Raw genomic sequence first — 15,058 nt, forward strand, 5'->3', positions numbered from 1 at the left:
GGCTATTGATTGTCGTGCGACACCGCCCGTCATACATCTCGCCACACTGCGGCGATCGATGAACCGTGCCGCCGTCGCCCCCAGCCTGCGCTACGCGTCAGTGTCGTTGCGTCGCAGCGGGCGTCAATCCTTCTGAGAGCCCCGGGGAGACAAAAAGTTGCGCGACGTCGACCGGGTCGAACTCGTACCGCTGGTTACAGTACTCGCAGTGGACCTCGACGTGACCGCGCTCTTCGAGCACGCTATCGACTTCTTCGCGGCCCAGCATCTTCAGCATCGCGCCGACCCGTTCGCGCGAACAGCTGCACTGGAAGCGCGCGGTCGCGGGCTCGAAGTGCTGCACGTTTTCCTGCCAGAACAGCCGGCGAAACACGGTGTCCGGCTCTTCGGTCAGCAGTTCTTCGCGCGACAGCGTGCCGCCGAGCGTGCACACGCGGTCCCACGTGTCGGCGTCGAGTTCGCCCGGATGCGGGACGATGCCGCCGTCGCCGGGGAGCTTCTGCAGCAGCATGCCGACGGCGCGTTCGGCATCGGCGGCGAGCCACAGACGCGTGTCGAGCTGCTCCGAGTGATGCATGTAGTGCTCGAGCACCTCGGCCATCGATTTCAGCGGCCCGTCGAAGCCCGACAGCGGCACGATGCCTTGATATGGCTGCTGGCCAGGTTGCTTGTCCTGCGGATCGAGCGTGATCACGCAGCGGCCGTGACCGCCCGCGTTGACGAGGTCGATCAGCGTCAGGTCGTCGCCGATCGTGGCCGCTGCGTCGCCCGAAAACTTCGCGGTGGCACGCATCGACAGATCCGACGCGCACTGCACGACCAGCATCTTGACCGGGCCATCGCCGAAGATCTGCATGATCAGCGTGCCGTCGAATTTCAGATTCGCGGACAGCAGCGCGCACGCCGCCATCATTTCGCCGAGTATCGTGCGCACGGGCGTCGGGTAGTCGCGACGCGTCAGCACTTCCTGCCACGTGTTACGCAGCGAAACGATCTCGCCGCGCACCGGCGCCGCGCTGAAGATAAATTTTTGCAGCTCGTCCTTCACAACTTTTCCCTGGTTGATGACACGGCTTGCTGCCGTGCCGGCACGCCGTCGTACGATCGCCATCTAGCCGATCCGTACGAGCTGCGCCTTGAAATATTCGCGGCGTTCCACGTAGTTCGCCGCGTTGCGTCGCATGCCGGCGATGTCCGCGTCCGTCAGTTCGCGGACGACCTTCGCCGGCGCGCCGAGGATCAGCGAGTTGTCCGGAAACACCTTGCCCTCGGTCACGACCGCGCCCGCCCCGACCAGACAGTTGCGGCCGACTACCGCTCCATTCAAGACCACCGCCTGAATTCCGATCAGCGCGCCTTCCTTGATCGTGCAGCCGTGCAGCATCGCCTGATGGCCGATCGTCACGTTGGCTTCGATCGTCAGCGGGTAGCCGGGGTCCGTGTGCAGCACCGCACCTTCCTGGATGTTGCTGCCGGTGCCGACGGTAATCGGCTCGTTGTCGCCGCGGATCGCCGCGCCGAACCAGACGCTCGCGTTTTCCTCGAGCTCGACCTTGCCGATGATCGTCGCCGTATCCGCGACGAACACGCTTTCATGGATGGTCGGGGCCGCGCCGCCGAGCTTGTAGATTGCCACGGTGTCTCCTGTGCGTCGCGTGCTGCGCGGGCGGCGCAAACACGCGTTCGCAGCGCCAGCGCGCTGCATCGTGATCGAATCGCGTATTGTAAACGGTTGTGCATGCCGGCTGGGTGACGTGGGATCGGAGGGTCGGTTCTGGTCGTTGCAGCGGTTTTTCCGGGCATCGTGGGGTTTTCTTCGCAGGTCTTGCTTTTGTCCGTCATGAGTTCCGCTGCTTCCACTGTTTCTGTTTCGTCCGCGCCGTTGTGTGCGCGGACTGCGGCGCTGGCCGCGCTGCGCGAATCCGCTCCGCCGGTGAAGGCCCGGGTGACGCGTCTGCTGCGCGAACAGGTCGCGAGCGGCGTGGCGGTGTGTCTGCCGGCGGCGGTGATCGCCGAGCCCGCAGATCTGCCGGGACGGCCGCAGCGTCCCGAACTGGTCGAGCCGCGCCGGCTCGGGCGCCGCAGCATGCAATCGCCGGAAGGGCGCGCGGTGCTGCTGCACGCGCTCGCGCACATCGAATTCAACGCGATCAATCTTGCGCTCGACGCCGTCTGGCGCTTCGCGGACATGCCTCTGGCGTTTTACGTCGACTGGCTGAAGGTCGCGGCAGAGGAGGCGCATCACTTCTCGCTGCTCGTCGCGCGGTTGGGCGAGTTGGGTCACGCGTACGGCGATTTCCCCGCGCACGATGGCCTGTGGGACATGTGCGACCGTACCCGCGACGACGTCCTCGCACGGATGGCGCTCGTGCCGCGCACGCTCGAAGCGCGCGGTCTCGACGCATCGCCGCCGATCCGCGCACGGCTTCAGCAGGCAGGCGATCACGCGTCCGCGGCGATTCTCGATGTGATCCTGCACGACGAGATCGGCCACGTGCTGATCGGCAACTGCTGGTTTCGTCACCTGTGCGACGAACGCGGGCTCGATCCGCATCCGACCTATATCGAGCTTGCCGAGCGCTATCACGCGCCGAAGCTGCGCGGCCCGTTCAACTTTGCCGCGCGACGCGACGCCGGTTTCGACGAAACCGAGCTGGCGGCGCTCGCCGCCTCCGACAGCCCATCCACCGATTGAGTGATGCCTCCAGCATGCCGCCGCTGCCTCAAGCGGCGAAGCTGGCTATAATCGGACGACCGTTCTTTTTTGGCAGATCAACTCATGAATACCTCCCGGTCCGAATTCGTTACCGTCCGTGGCGTCCGGCTGCACGTGCGTCGCTGGGGTAACCCGGACGCGCCCACGCTGTTCATGCTGCACGGCTGGATGGATGTCGCGGCGTCGTTCCAGTTCGTCGTCGATGCGCTTGGCGGCGACTGGCAGGTGATCGCGCCGGATGCGCGCGGCTTCGGACTGTCGGACTGGCCCGTCGCGGCGAACGGCGGCGGTCATTACTGGTTTCACGAGTACCTGTCCGATCTCGATGCGCTGCTCGATCATTACGCGCCGTCGGGCGAGGTGAATCTGGTCGGGCACAGCATGGGCGCCAACGTGGTGTGCCTGTATGCGGGCGCGCGGCCCGAGCGGGTGCGTCGCGTCGTCGATCTGGAGGGCTTCGGTCTGCCGCCGGCGCATCCGAAGCAGATGCCGGGGCGCCTGCGGGCGTGGCTCGACGAAATGCGCGAGCCGCCGCGTCTGAAGCATTACGCGTCGCTTGAAGAGGTCGCCGCGCGGCTCATCAAGACCAACGAACGACTGCTTCCGCAGCGCGCACGCTTTCTCGCGCCGCACTGGTCGCGGCCGGACGGTGAGGGCGGCTACATGCTGCTCGCCGATCCCGCGCATAAACTGCGTGGCCCGATGCTGTACCGGCTCGACGAGGTGATGGCCGTGTGGGCAAAGGTGCGCGCGAAGGTGCTGCACGTCGAAGCGGTCGCGTCGCCGACGCTCGCGCAACTCGCCGGCGAGATTCCGCTCGCGGAGTTCAAGGCGCGGTTCAGCGCATTTCCCGACTGGCGCGAAAAAATCATCGATGACGCGGGGCACATGGTCCATCACGATCAGCCGGAACAGGTTGCCGCGCTGATCGAAGCGTTCTGCGCGTGATGTCACTTCCGTGACTTTTTGCGCATAAGGTGCTGCAGCGCGGCGTGAGTTGTCACCGAGATTGGCCGCATCTGCGTTACTGCATTGCAGTAAAATGGAGTGTGAAAATCCTCGAGCACCCATGAACGCCGATCTCCACTGTCACTCCACCGTTTCCGACGGCCATTTCGCGCCGGCCGACGTCGCGCGCCGCGCGCACGCAGGCGGCGTGACGCTGTGGGCGCTGACGGATCACGACGAACTGGGCGGTCAACGGGAGGCACGCGAAACGGCCGAGGCGCTCGGCATGCGCTATCTGAGCGGCGTCGAGATTTCGGTGACGTGGGCGTCGCGGACGGTGCACATCGTCGGGCTGCACGTCGATCACGAATGCGCGGCGCTCGTCGACGGTCTCGAGCGCACCCGCAATGGACGCGCGGCGCGCGGCGAGGCGATCGGCGAGCAACTTGCCACGCTCGGCATCCCCGATGCGTACGAAGGTGCGCTGAAATACGTGTCGAACCCGGACATGATGTCGCGGACCCACTTTGCGCGCTTCATGGCGGAGCACGGTTACGCGGAATCGACCCAGGACGCGTTCAACCGTTATCTCGGCGACGGCAAGCCCGGCTACGTCTCGCATCGCTGGGCGAAGCTCGCGGATGCAGTCAAATGGATTCAGGTCGCGGGCGGCGAAGCGGTGATCGCGCATCCGGGTCGGTACGCGTATACGCAAGTGGAATTCGACGCGCTGTTCGGCGAATTCATCGATCTCGGCGGCAAGGCAATCGAAGTCGTCACCGGCAGCCACACGCCGGATCAATATCGCGAATATGCGGACGTCGCACGCCGCTTCGGTTTCGAAGCATCGCGCGGATCCGATTTCCATTCGCCGGGCGAGAGCCGCGTCGAACTCGGCAGCCTGCCGCCGCTTCCCGCCGATCTCAAACCTGTCTGGGAACGCTGGCTGTGATGCCACGCGGTGCCGCAACGGCATCACCAACCCACGTCGCGTTCCACTTTATTCTCTGATCGACATGTCGCAATTTTTTCGGCTTCATCCGGATAATCCGCAGCCGCGTCTGATCAAGCAGGCGGTGCAGATCATCAACGACGGCGGCGTCGTCGCGTTGCCGACCGATTCGAGCTACGCGCTCGCGTGCCATCTCGACGACAAGCAGGCCGTCGAACGGCTGCGGCGGATTCGCGGACTCGACGAGCGTCAGTTGCTGTCGCTGCTCGTGCGCGATCTGTCCGAGCTTTCCAATTTCGCGATGGTCGACAACCGTCAGTACCGGCTGATCAAATCGGTGACGCCGGGGCCGTACGTGTTCGTGCTGCAGGCGACCAAGGAAGTGCCACGCCGGCTGTCGCATCCGTCGCGCAAGACCATCGGGCTGCGCGTCCCGGATCACGCGATCACGCTCGCGATTCTCGAGGAACTGGGTCAGCCGCTGCTAGGCTCGACGCTGATCCTGCCCGGGGAAACCGAACCGCTGAACGATCCCGATGACATTCGCGTTCGTCTCGAAAAGCAGCTCGATCTGGTGATCGACGGTGGTGCGTGTCCGTGCGAGCCGTCCACGGTGATCGATCTGAGCGGCGAAGAGCCGGTGCTGGTGCGCGCGGGGCGGGGCAGTCTCGCGCCGTTCGGGCTCGAGCAGCCGGCATGAGTGGCGCTGCGAGGCGCCCCGAACACACTGTAAAAGAAAGCGGCCGGCCGTCTGCGGCCGCGTTGCTACAATAGCGCGCTATGGATTCTTCCCTGATACAAACTATCGTCGTCTACGCGTTGCCGGTGATCTTCGCGATCACGCTTCACGAGGCGGCACACGGCTACGTCGCGCGCGCGCTCGGCGACAACACTGCCTATGTGCTCGGTCGCGTGTCGTTCAATCCGATGCGGCACATCGATCCGCTCGGCACGATCTTCATTCCGCTGCTGCTGTACTTCGCGACGAGCGGCGCATTCATGTTCGGCTACGCGAAGCCGGTGCCGGTCGCGTTCGGCAACCTGCGCAATCCGCGCTGGGGCAGCCTGTGGGTCGCGCTCGCGGGGCCCGCATGCAATTTCGTTCAGGCGCTCGTGTGGGGCGTATTCGGCGTCGGGCTTGCGGTGGCCGGCGTCGACGAGCCGTTCTTCACGCGGATGGCTGCGGCCGGTGTCGGCGTCAACCTCGTGCTCGGTGTGCTGAATCTGTTTCCGCTGCCGCCGCTCGACGGTGGCCGCATACTGTCCGCGCTGCTGCCTACTCGCCAGTCCATCGCGCTGTCGCGCATCGAGCCGTATGGATTCTTCATCGTGATGGCGCTCCTGATGACGGGTGCGCTGACGCGGTACTGGCTGCAGCCGCTCGTCAGCCTCGGTTACGCAGCGGTGACCGTCATCCTGTCTCCTCTCGTTTCGCTATTCTCATAAAAATCCATGTTCCCTGACCGTATCTTCTCAGGCATGCGACCCACCGGGTCGCTGCACCTCGGCCACTATCACGGCGTGCTGAAAAACTGGGTGCGGCTGCAGTCCGAATACCCGTGTTTCTTCTGCGTCGTCGACTGGCACGCGCTGACGACGCACTACGAAACGCCCGAGGTGATCGAAAAGAACGTCTGGGAAGTGCTGATCGACTGGCTCGCATCGGGCATCGATCCGGCGCAGGCGACGTTGTTCATCCAGAGCCGTGTGCCCGAGCATGCAGAGCTGTCGCTGCTGCTCGGCATGAGCACGCCGCTCGGCTGGCTCGAACGCGTGCCGACGTACAAGGAGCAGATGGAGAAGCTGAAGGACAAGGATCTGTCCACCTACGGCTTCCTCGGCTACCCGGTGCTGATGGCCGCCGACATCCTGCTGTATCGCGCGTCGCTCGTGCCGGTCGGCGAGGACCAGGTGCCGCACGTCGAGATGACGCGCGAGATCGCGCGCCGTTTCAACTACATGTACGGCCGCGAACCGGAATTCGAAGCGAAGGCGCTCGAGGCTGCGAAGAAACTCGGCGGCAAGCGCTCGAAGCTGTATCACGAGCTGCGTAACGCGTATCAGCAGGAAGGCGACGACGAAGCGCTCGAACAGGCCCGCGCGATGTTGCAGGAATCGCAGAGTCTGTCGCTGAACGATCGCGAGCGGCTGTTCGGCTATCTCGAAGGCGCGCGCAAGATCATCCTGCCGGAACCGCAGGCGCGACTGACCGAAGCCTCGCGGATGCCGGGGCTCGACGGACAGAAGATGTCGAAGTCGTACGGCAACACGATCGGTTTGCGTGAGGATGCCGAAACAATTGCGAAGAAGGTTCGCACGATGCCGACGGATCCTGCTCGCGTGCGCCGCACCGATCCGGGCGATCCGGACAAGTGCCCGGTGTGGCAGCTGCATCAGGTCTACACGGACGAAGCCACGCACGAATGGGTGCAGAAGGGCTGCCGGACTGCGGGCATTGGTTGCCTTGACTGCAAGCAGCCGGTGATCGAAGGCATCCTGCGCGAACAGCAGCCGATGCTCGAACGTGCGCAGAAGTACATGGACGATCCGTCGCTGCTGCGCGCGATCGTCGCGGACGGTTGCGACAAGGCACGTCGCTTCGCCGTCGAGACGATGCGGGATGTGCGCGAGGCGATGGGTCTCTCGTACAACTGATCGTCCACGCGCTTTTTTGCAGCATGAGCGAGCTGACCTCCGCGGCACCTGTGGCCGGTGAACCGTCGCGCTGGGTGCGTCACTGGACGCATCTGGTCGCGCCGGGCGGCGCCGTGCTCGATGTCGCGTGCGGCGGTGGACGTCATACGCGCTGGTTCGCGGCGCACGGCCATCCGGTGACCGCAATCGATCGCGACACCGATGCGCTGGCCACGCTGCGAGACCAGCCGCTCGTCACACCGCTCGCCGCCGACCTCGAAGGAGCAGGCTGGCCGTTGCGCGACGACGCGCGTTTTGCTGCGGTGGTCGTCACGAATTATCTGCATCGGCCGCTGTTTCCGCTGCTGCTCGCAGCGCTTGCGCCGGGCGGCGTGCTGATCTACGAAACCTTCGCACACGGCAACGAGACAGTCGGCAAACCGTCACGGCCGGACTTCCTGCTCGCGTCGGGCGAACTGCTCGACGTGGTGAGCGGCAAGTTGCGGGTGGTGGCTTTTCAGGACGGTTTTATGGAGCAGCCCCGACCTGCTTTCGTGCAGCGTATCTGTGCGGTCTTCGAGCCGCCCGATGGCCGTCCGGCCGGGTCGGAGCGCACCGGACTCCCTCCGCGTTACGACCTCGCGGGCTAATCCGCTACAATCGCGATTTATCGATTCCCTTCTTCACGGCGTTTCATGAATAACGGCACCCACGGCAACGACGCTATCTGGATTCGCGGCAGCATTCCCGCAATCGTCACACCCATGCTCGAAGACGGCAGCCTCGATCTGCCGGCGTTCCGCAAACTGATCGACTGGCACATCGAAGAGGGCACGAACGGGCTCGTCGTCGTCGGGACGAGCGGCGAGTCGGCGACGCTGTCGGTGGAAGAGCATGTGCTGATGATCAAGACCGCAGTCGAGCACACAGCGGGCCGGATTCCGGTGATCGCGGGCTCAGGCGGCAATTCCACGGCCGAGGCAATCGAGCTGACCGAGCAGGCGAAGCGTGCCGGCGCCGATGCGACGCTGCAGGTCGTGCCGTACTACAACAAGCCGACGCAGGAAGGCATCTATCGGCATTTTGCGAAGATCGCGGAAACCGTCGATCTGCCGGTGATCCTGTACAACGTGCCGGGCCGTACGGTCGCGGACATGACGAACGAAACGATCCTGCGCGTGGCCGGCGTCCCGGGCGTGATCGGTGTGAAGGAAGCGACCGGCAATATCGATCGCGCGGCGCATCTGATCAAGTCGGCGCCCGCGCATTTCGGCATCTACAGCGGCGACGATCCGACTGCGATCGCGCTGATGCTGCTGGGCGGCCACGGCAATATTTCCGTGACCGCGAACGTCGCGCCGCGAGCGATGAGCGAGCTGTGCAAGGCTGCGCTTGCCGCTGACGCGAAAACCGCGCGCGCGATTCACCTGAAACTGCTGTCGCTGCACAAGAACCTCTTCATCGAATCGAACCCGATTCCCGCGAAGTGGGCGCTGCAACAGCTGGGCCGCATTCAGGGCGGCATCCGCTTGCCGTTGACGCCGCTCGATGAGCGCTACCACGACGTGGTGCGCGCCGCGCTGCGTGAAGCGGACCTGACAGGCTGAAGCGGCATCGGCCCGGTTGCCCGACCGGGCCGGACCGTCACCGGCATCCCCTTAACCGACGTCGATCCCGCCGCGTTCCAGGCCCAGAACCAGGCACCGCGTTCCAGCTTCACGAAGGACCTCATGAAACGTTCCGCACTTTCCCTCCACGCAACCCGCATGGCGGCGCTGACGCTTGCTCTCGTCACACTTGCCGGCTGCGATACGCTGAACGACTGGTTCGCTTCCGACCGCGTCAACTACAAGTCGACGAGCAGTGCACCGCCGCTGGCAGTACCGAGCGACCTGACCACTGCGCAGATCGACCAGCGTTACGCTGCACCGCCCACCGACAAGGCATTCGGCGGCGCACCGCAACGTGCCGTCACGCCGGCCGGCAACACGACCGAAGGCGTGCCGAATGCGCAAGACCCGTTCGGCATGCACATCGAGCGCGACGGCGATCATCGCTGGCTGGTCGTCGATGGCCGCTCGCCGGATCAGCTGTGGCCGCAGTTGCAGGATTTCTGGCGCGATAACGGTTTCTCGGTGAAGACCGACTCGCCCGCGACCGGCATCATGTCGACCGACTGGGCGGAGAACCGCGCGAACATTCCGGACGACTGGTTCCGCCGCACGATCGGCAAGGTGATCGACTTCGCGTATTCGTCGGGCACGCGCGACAGCTTCCGCACGCTCGTGTCGCGCGACCAGAACGGCGCGACCGATATCTCGATCACGCACAGCGCGATGGAAGAAGTGCTGACCGGCCAGGACAAGACAGGGTCGCGCTGGGTTGAGCGGCCGCGCGATCCGGCGCTCGAAGCGGAATTCCTCGCGAAGCTGATGCAGAAGTTCGGCCTGACCGACGCGCAGTCGAAGCAACTGCTGACCGACGCGCGTCCGGCCACGGCGCCCGCGCAGCTCGATACGTCGAACGGCGCGGCGACGCTTGATCTGCAGGAGTCGTTTGACCGTGCGTGGCTGCGCGTCGGTCTCGCGCTCGACCGCACCAACTTCACGGTCGACAACCGCGATCGCGCGAAGGGCATCTACTACGTGCGTTACGCCGACTCGATGCAGGAATTGAAGCGCGACGGCCTGTTCGGCAAGCTGTTCTACAGCAACAGCGCGGCGAAGAAGCAGGGCCAGGAGTTCATGGTCAACGTGCGGCCGCGCGGCGATACGGCGACCCAGGTCGCGGTGATCGATTCGAACGGGCAGGTCGACACGTCGTCGGAAGCGCAGCGCATCGTGTCGCTGCTGCACGCGCAACTGAACTAGGCGAGGCCGTGCGCTTCGCGAGCGTCGGCAGCGGCAGTGAAGGCAACGCGCTGCTCGTCGAGGCGCACAGCGGCACGACGACCACGCGCGTGCTGCTCGACTGCGGGTTCTCCGCGAAAGAAGTCGAGCGGCGACTGATGCGTGTCGGCGCGGAAGCCGAGACACTCGATGCCATTCTCATCACGCACGAACACAGCGACCATATCGGCAGCGCGCTGACGCTCGCCCGCAAATGGTCGATCCCGTTGTACATGAGCTGGGGCACGGCGCGCGCGGTCGGCGCGGACGAGCCGGACGTCGATCTGCATGTGTTGTGGGGCGACGAGACGGTCGCGATCGGCGATGTGTCGGTGCTGCCGTACACCGTGCCGCACGATGCGCGCGAGCCGCTGCAGTTCGTGCTTTCTGATGGCGCGGCGAGACTCGGCGTGCTTACCGACGTTGGCACGTCGACCCCGCACATCACCGAGGTGCTGAGCGGCTGCGATGCGCTGATCCTCGAATGCAATCACGACCTGCGGATGCTCGCGGCGAGCCGCTATCCGCCGTCGTTGAAAGCGCGGATCGGCGGCGCGCACGGGCATCTGAACAACGACGATGCTGCCGGCATTCTGGCTTCGCTGGATCGTTCGAAGCTGCGGTACCTGGTGGCCGCGCATCTGAGTCAGCAGAACAATCTGCCGGAACTGGCGCAAGCGGCGATGGCAGCAGTGCTGGGTGGGGCGATGGAAGATGTGATCGTCGCGTCGCAGGAAGAGGGGTTTGCGTGGCTGAGCCTGTGATGGCTCTGGATTGAATGCCGAAGTGGGGCGACGGGAGTCGCCGGTGAATAAAAAACGCCCATGACGATGTTCGTCATGGGCGTTTTTTTCGTACCGCTGTCCGGCGGTTAGCCGGACAGTGCCGTATCGCTTAGTTGCGGTTGCCGCCGAAGATTCCGAGCAGCGCCAGCAGGTTCACGAACACGTTGTACAGATCCAGGTAGATCGCGAGCGTCGCGGTGATGTAGTTCGTCTCACCGCCGTTCACGACGCGCTGTACGTCGAACAGCATGTACGCCGAGAAGATCACGATGGCGAGCACCGACACCGTGAGCATCAGCGCCGGCAGATGCAGGAACATGTTCGCGACCATCGCCAGCAGCAGCACGATCACGCCCACGAACAGCCATTTGCCGAGGCCGGAGAAGTCGCGCTTGCTGACCGTGGCGATCGTCGCCATCGCGGCGAAGATCACACCGGTGCCACCGAACGCGAGCATGATCAGCGACGGGCCGTTCGAGAAGCCCAGGATGAAGCTGAGCATGCGCGACAGCATCAGGCCCATGAAGAACGTGAAGCCGAGCAGCACGAACACGCCGACCGAGCTGTCCTTGGTGCGCTGGATCGCGAACATAAAGCCGAACGCGATCGCGAAGAAGGCCAGCATGCTCATCGCCGGGCTGGTGGCGGCGAACAGCGAGAACCCGGTCGCGATACCCACCCACGCGCCGAGCACCGTCGGCACCATCGACAGCGCGAGCAGCCAATAGGTATTGCGCAGTACGCGGTTACGGGTTTCGACCGAGGTGACGGTGCCGCCACGGCCAAAGTTGTAGGACTCGTTCATGGTTTCTCCTTGCGCCGAGCGCAGTGTGTGCGTAGTGGTGGTGCCCGCCGTCTGCCGGTTCGGCCCGGCTTGCCCGCCCTACGCGTGAAAACTACATCCCTAAGATTAACCGTGTCTTAAGGAGTTGCAATGCTTGCCGGACGGGTTGTGCCTTGCGATCGTGCGACGTTGGTGCAACCCTTCGTTAGATGCTTTCTGATTGTAAGGGTTCAATCGCAATCATACATCGGAACATGCTACAATAGCGGATTCATTTGAATCTGTAACCTCTTAATTTTCTGGAGTTTTTATGGCGCTCGAACGCACTTTGTCGATTATCAAGCCGGATGCAGTGGCAAAGAACGTGATCGGCCAGATTTACAGCCGTTTCGAAAACGCGGGTCTGAAGATCGTCGCCTCACGCATGGTGCACCTGTCCCGCGCCGACGCGGAAAAGTTCTACGCGGTTCACGCAGCACGCCCGTTCTTCAAGGACCTCGTCGAATTCATGATTTCCGGCCCGGTGATGGTGCAGGCGCTGGAAGGTGAAGACGCAATCCTGAAGAATCGCGAGCTGATGGGCGCGACGGACCCGAAGAAGGCAGAGAAGGGCACGATCCGCGCGGATTTCGCCGACAGCATCGACGCGAACGCCGTGCACGGCTCGGACGCCGCTGAAACGGCGCGTAATGAGATCGCGTTCTTCTTCCCGGAAGTCAACGTTTACTCGCGTTAATCACCGGGTAAAGTAGTAAGGTAAAGCAGGAACGGGCGCGAACGGCTGGAACGTTCATGCAGCTTGTTTTGCATGAACGTGGTCTCGCACTGAAATGGCAGGATTCGATATGACGAGCACAACCGTCAACCTTCTCGATCTAGACGCTCAGGGGCTTGTCGCCTATTGCGACAGCCTCGGCGAAAAGCCGTTTCGCGCCAAGCAATTGCAGCGCTGGATTCACCAGTACAACGCGGCGGATTTCGACGGCATGACCGATCTTGCGAAATCCCTGCGCGAAAAGCTGAAAGGGCGCGCAACCCTGACGATGCCCGACATCGTCAGCGACCATATTTCCGCCGACGGCACGCGTAAATGGCTCGTCGACGTCGGCAACGGCAATGCCGTTGAAACCGTCTTTATTCCCGAAGAAACCCGCGGCACGCTGTGCGTGTCGTCGCAGGCCGGCTGCGCGGTGAATTGCCGCTTTTGCTCGACCGGCAAGCAGGGCTTCTCACGTAATCTCTCCACCGGTGAAATCATCGGCCAGCTGCGCATGGCCGAGTTCGCGCTGCGCGCGGCGCGCGGTACGGCCGGCGGTCGTGCAACGGGCGGCGACGGCAAGGGCGAACGCGCGGTCACCAATGTCGTGATGATGGGCATGGGCGAGCCGCTGCTGAATTACGACGCGGTTGTACCGGCGATGCGTCTGATGCTCGACGACAACGCGTACGGCCTGTCGCGCCGGCGCGTGACGCTGTCCACATCGGGCGTGGTGCCGATGATGGATCGCCTCGGCGCCGATCTGCCCGTGGCGCTCGCTGTTTCGCTGCACGCGCCGACGGACAATCTGCGGGACATGCTTGTGCCGCTGAACAAAAAGTACCCGCTGCGCGAGCTGATGGCCGCGTGCGACCGGTATCTTCGGGTCGCACCGCGTGACTTCATCACGTTCGAATATTGCATGCTCGACAACGTGAACGACAGTGAAGCGCAGGCGCGCGAACTGCTGGCGGTGACGCGCGACATCCCGTGCAAATTCAATCTGATCCCGTTTAATCCGTTCCCGGAGTCCGGACTTTTCCGCTCGAAGCCGGAACAGATCAAGCGGTTCGCACAGGTGCTGATCGACGCAGGTGTCGTGACTACCGTGCGCAAGACACGCGGCGACGACATCGATGCGGCCTGTGGTCAGCTTGCCGGTGCGGTCCAGGACCGCACACGGCTTGCCGAACGCACCGGGAAGGCGGCGAAGGTTATCGAGGTCCGTGCTGTGTGATGTGGCGGCTGGCGCCGTCGCGAGAAACAGACGCAGTCAGGTTCCGGCGTTGCCGGCAAGACTGGTTATGACTGGTTGAACGAAAGTTTGCAGAATCGATCGGAAGCGGCAATTGGTACAACTGGCCGCGCATTTTGTTATAAACGGTCTGCGAATCCGGTTTTGGGGCGGGGGTGTCCCGAAGGATCGCACGAGTGAAAAAGAATCGACGCGAAAGGACTTGGGATGAGTGAGCCGCAGCACCCGCAGCCGCAGGACACCGAGACGAACGCAAGCCGCCCCACGCCGGCCGCTGTGCCGCCGGTAGCGCTGAGCGGGCTGGATTCCCTCGCGGGAGTGGGCGCCCGTCTGGCGCAGCTGCGCGAGTCGAAGGGCTGGTCGATCGACGATGTGTCGGCGCGTCTGAAAGTCGCCGCCCCGAAGTTGCGGTCGCTCGAAGCGGGCGACATCAGCCATCTGCCGGACACGACTTTCGCGCTCGGCGTCGTGCGTAGCTACGCACGGATGCTCGGCGCCGATCCCGCCCCGTTCACGCAGGCACTGCGCCGCGAGAAGGGCGTGGCGCAGCCGGATCTGTCGATGCCCGCGTCGTCGGGACGCGATCTGCCGCGCGGCAAAGTGTCGCTGTCGCTTGGTGGCGCGCCGCGGCACCGGTCGTGGCTGTGGGGGATCGCGGCCATTGTCGTCGCGGTCATCGCGCTGGCGATGTGGCACACGAACAGCGGCGAATCGTCCGCATGGCTCGCGCGGTTGAAGGCGAGCGCAAACGGTACGACCGGGGCAAACGCGCCGGCCGATGCATCCGCGACGGTCGCGCAGGGTCAGACAACGACGGCCGCCGAAGACTCGGCCAGCGCGCCGGATGCGCAAGCGGCGTCGACGGCCGCCGATACGACGACAGCATCTTCCGCTCCGATGCCGGCCCCGCTGTCCGCAGGGACGGCGCCCGCATCGGTAGCCGCTGCGACGACTGCGCCTGCAGCGCAGGCACAGAACGCCGCGAGCGCGCCGGCAGTGGCAACAACGGCAACAACGGCAACAACAGCACAAGCTGCTGCAGCAGCGTCGGCAGTCGTCGCGCAGGACGGCGAAGCGATCGTCGCGATGCGTGTGACCCAGGACAGCTGGTTCAGCGTGCGTGGGAAAGACGGCAAGGAGCTGTTCTCCGGGCTCGTCCACGCCGGCGAGACGAAGGAAGTCACCGGCGCGGCGCCGTTCAAGGTTACGGTGGGCAACAAGGCAGGCCTCGAGTCGATGACGATCGACGGCCAGCCGGTCGATCCCGCCAAGTATTCGTCGGCCCGAGGCAACGTCGCGCGTTTCGCGTTGCCTTGATTCAGTAACGACGCGTCGCGGC

Annotated in this window: 16 protein-coding genes; 13 read left to right on the top strand and 3 right to left on the bottom strand. The window is 64.3% G+C overall.

Annotated elements, in window-relative coordinates:
* Positions 1 to 97: 97 nt before the first annotated feature.
* Positions 98 to 1,048, bottom strand: coding sequence for an Hsp33 family molecular chaperone HslO (gene hslO / locus E1748_RS17090; RefSeq protein WP_133649412.1), 951 nt, complete (start codon positions 1,046 to 1,048; stop codon positions 98 to 100).
* Between the two features lie 63 nt (positions 1,049 to 1,111).
* Complete coding sequence (locus tag E1748_RS17095; RefSeq protein WP_133648361.1) at positions 1,112 to 1,636, bottom strand: gamma carbonic anhydrase family protein; 525 nt, start codon at positions 1,634 to 1,636, stop codon at positions 1,112 to 1,114.
* A 204-nt stretch (positions 1,637 to 1,840) separates the two neighbouring features.
* Here E1748_RS17095 and E1748_RS17100 point away from each other — a divergent pair, with 204 nt between their 5' ends.
* The 10 genes from E1748_RS17100 to E1748_RS17145 all read left to right on the top strand — a co-directional run bounded on the left by E1748_RS17100 (position 1,841) and on the right by E1748_RS17145 (position 10,902).
* On the top strand, positions 1,841 to 2,695 hold the full coding sequence (locus tag E1748_RS17100) for a ferritin-like domain-containing protein (protein ID WP_133648362.1): 855 nt from the start codon (positions 1,841 to 1,843) through the stop codon (positions 2,693 to 2,695).
* 84 nt (positions 2,696 to 2,779) lie between these two features.
* Positions 2,780 to 3,664: an alpha/beta fold hydrolase gene (locus E1748_RS17105; RefSeq protein WP_133648363.1), complete on the top strand. Its 885-nt coding sequence runs from the start codon at positions 2,780 to 2,782 to the stop codon at positions 3,662 to 3,664.
* 121 nt (positions 3,665 to 3,785) lie between these two features.
* On the top strand, positions 3,786 to 4,616 hold the full coding sequence (locus E1748_RS17110) for a 3',5'-nucleoside bisphosphate phosphatase (protein ID WP_133648364.1): 831 nt from the start codon (positions 3,786 to 3,788) through the stop codon (positions 4,614 to 4,616).
* Positions 4,617 to 4,680: 64 nt separating this feature from the next.
* A complete protein-coding gene (locus E1748_RS17115) occupies positions 4,681 to 5,316 on the top strand; it encodes an L-threonylcarbamoyladenylate synthase (RefSeq protein ID WP_133648365.1) in 636 nt (211 codons plus the stop codon).
* 80 nt (positions 5,317 to 5,396) lie between these two features.
* Positions 5,397 to 6,062: a site-2 protease family protein gene (locus E1748_RS17120; RefSeq protein ID WP_133648366.1), complete on the top strand. Its 666-nt coding sequence runs from the start codon at positions 5,397 to 5,399 to the stop codon at positions 6,060 to 6,062.
* 6 nt (positions 6,063 to 6,068) lie between these two features.
* Positions 6,069 to 7,271 (top strand): tryptophan--tRNA ligase, encoded by a 1,203-nt coding sequence (locus tag E1748_RS17125; protein WP_133648367.1) that lies wholly within the window; start codon positions 6,069 to 6,071, stop codon positions 7,269 to 7,271.
* Between the two features lie 23 nt (positions 7,272 to 7,294).
* On the top strand, positions 7,295 to 7,900 hold the full coding sequence (locus E1748_RS17130) for a class I SAM-dependent methyltransferase (RefSeq protein WP_133648368.1): 606 nt from the start codon (positions 7,295 to 7,297) through the stop codon (positions 7,898 to 7,900).
* A 45-nt stretch (positions 7,901 to 7,945) separates the two neighbouring features.
* Positions 7,946 to 8,857 carry a 4-hydroxy-tetrahydrodipicolinate synthase gene (dapA, locus tag E1748_RS17135; protein WP_133648369.1) on the top strand — a complete coding sequence of 304 codons (912 nt, stop codon included), beginning with the start codon at positions 7,946 to 7,948 and terminating at the stop codon, positions 8,855 to 8,857.
* Positions 8,858 to 8,980: 123 nt separating this feature from the next.
* Positions 8,981 to 10,120 carry an outer membrane protein assembly factor BamC gene (bamC, locus tag E1748_RS17140; protein WP_133648370.1) on the top strand — a complete coding sequence of 380 codons (1,140 nt, stop codon included), beginning with the start codon at positions 8,981 to 8,983 and terminating at the stop codon, positions 10,118 to 10,120.
* Between the two features lie 8 nt (positions 10,121 to 10,128).
* Complete coding sequence (locus E1748_RS17145; RefSeq protein WP_133648371.1) at positions 10,129 to 10,902, top strand: MBL fold metallo-hydrolase; 774 nt, start codon at positions 10,129 to 10,131, stop codon at positions 10,900 to 10,902.
* A 130-nt stretch (positions 10,903 to 11,032) separates the two neighbouring features.
* On the opposite strand, the gene E1748_RS17150 is transcribed toward E1748_RS17145, so the two are convergent.
* Positions 11,033 to 11,728 carry a Bax inhibitor-1/YccA family protein gene (locus tag E1748_RS17150; RefSeq protein WP_133648372.1) on the bottom strand — a complete coding sequence of 232 codons (696 nt, stop codon included), beginning with the start codon at positions 11,726 to 11,728 and terminating at the stop codon, positions 11,033 to 11,035.
* A gap of 289 nt (positions 11,729 to 12,017) precedes the next feature.
* Here E1748_RS17150 and ndk point away from each other — a divergent pair, with 289 nt between their 5' ends.
* The 3 genes from ndk (at position 12,018) to E1748_RS17165 (ending at position 15,036) form a co-directional block, all read left to right on the top strand.
* On the top strand, positions 12,018 to 12,443 hold the full coding sequence (gene ndk, locus E1748_RS17155; protein WP_133648373.1) for a nucleoside-diphosphate kinase: 426 nt from the start codon (positions 12,018 to 12,020) through the stop codon (positions 12,441 to 12,443).
* Between the two features lie 109 nt (positions 12,444 to 12,552).
* Complete coding sequence (rlmN, locus tag E1748_RS17160; protein WP_133648374.1) at positions 12,553 to 13,701, top strand: dual-specificity RNA methyltransferase RlmN; 1,149 nt, start codon at positions 12,553 to 12,555, stop codon at positions 13,699 to 13,701.
* Positions 13,702 to 13,926: 225 nt separating this feature from the next.
* Positions 13,927 to 15,036: a helix-turn-helix domain-containing protein gene (locus tag E1748_RS17165; RefSeq protein WP_133648375.1), complete on the top strand. Its 1,110-nt coding sequence runs from the start codon at positions 13,927 to 13,929 to the stop codon at positions 15,034 to 15,036.
* The last annotated feature ends 22 nt before the right edge of the window (positions 15,037 to 15,058 follow it).

Origin of the sequence: Paraburkholderia flava (genome assembly GCF_004359985.1) — a bacterium.
GTDB classification, from domain to species: domain Bacteria; phylum Pseudomonadota; class Gammaproteobacteria; order Burkholderiales; family Burkholderiaceae; genus Paraburkholderia; species Paraburkholderia flava.

Coding starts and splice junctions, on each gene's coding strand:
- E1748_RS17120 (WP_133648366.1), top strand. CDS start 5,397: ATGGATTCTTCCCTGATACAAACTATCGTCGTCTACGCGTTGCCGGTG.
- E1748_RS17100 (WP_133648362.1), top strand. CDS start 1,841: ATGAGTTCCGCTGCTTCCACTGTTTCTGTTTCGTCCGCGCCGTTGTGT.
- E1748_RS17165 (WP_133648375.1), top strand. CDS start 13,927: ATGAGTGAGCCGCAGCACCCGCAGCCGCAGGACACCGAGACGAACGCA.
- E1748_RS17105 (WP_133648363.1), top strand. CDS start 2,780: ATGAATACCTCCCGGTCCGAATTCGTTACCGTCCGTGGCGTCCGGCTG.
- E1748_RS17130 (WP_133648368.1), top strand. CDS start 7,295: ATGAGCGAGCTGACCTCCGCGGCACCTGTGGCCGGTGAACCGTCGCGC.
- E1748_RS17125 (WP_133648367.1), top strand. CDS start 6,069: ATGTTCCCTGACCGTATCTTCTCAGGCATGCGACCCACCGGGTCGCTG.
- ndk (WP_133648373.1), top strand. CDS start 12,018: ATGGCGCTCGAACGCACTTTGTCGATTATCAAGCCGGATGCAGTGGCA.
- bamC (WP_133648370.1), top strand. CDS start 8,981: ATGAAACGTTCCGCACTTTCCCTCCACGCAACCCGCATGGCGGCGCTG.
- rlmN (WP_133648374.1), top strand. CDS start 12,553: ATGACGAGCACAACCGTCAACCTTCTCGATCTAGACGCTCAGGGGCTT.
- E1748_RS17115 (WP_133648365.1), top strand. CDS start 4,681: ATGTCGCAATTTTTTCGGCTTCATCCGGATAATCCGCAGCCGCGTCTG.
- E1748_RS17150 (WP_133648372.1), bottom strand. CDS start 11,728: ATGAACGAGTCCTACAACTTTGGCCGTGGCGGCACCGTCACCTCGGTC.
- E1748_RS17110 (WP_133648364.1), top strand. CDS start 3,786: ATGAACGCCGATCTCCACTGTCACTCCACCGTTTCCGACGGCCATTTC.
- dapA (WP_133648369.1), top strand. CDS start 7,946: ATGAATAACGGCACCCACGGCAACGACGCTATCTGGATTCGCGGCAGC.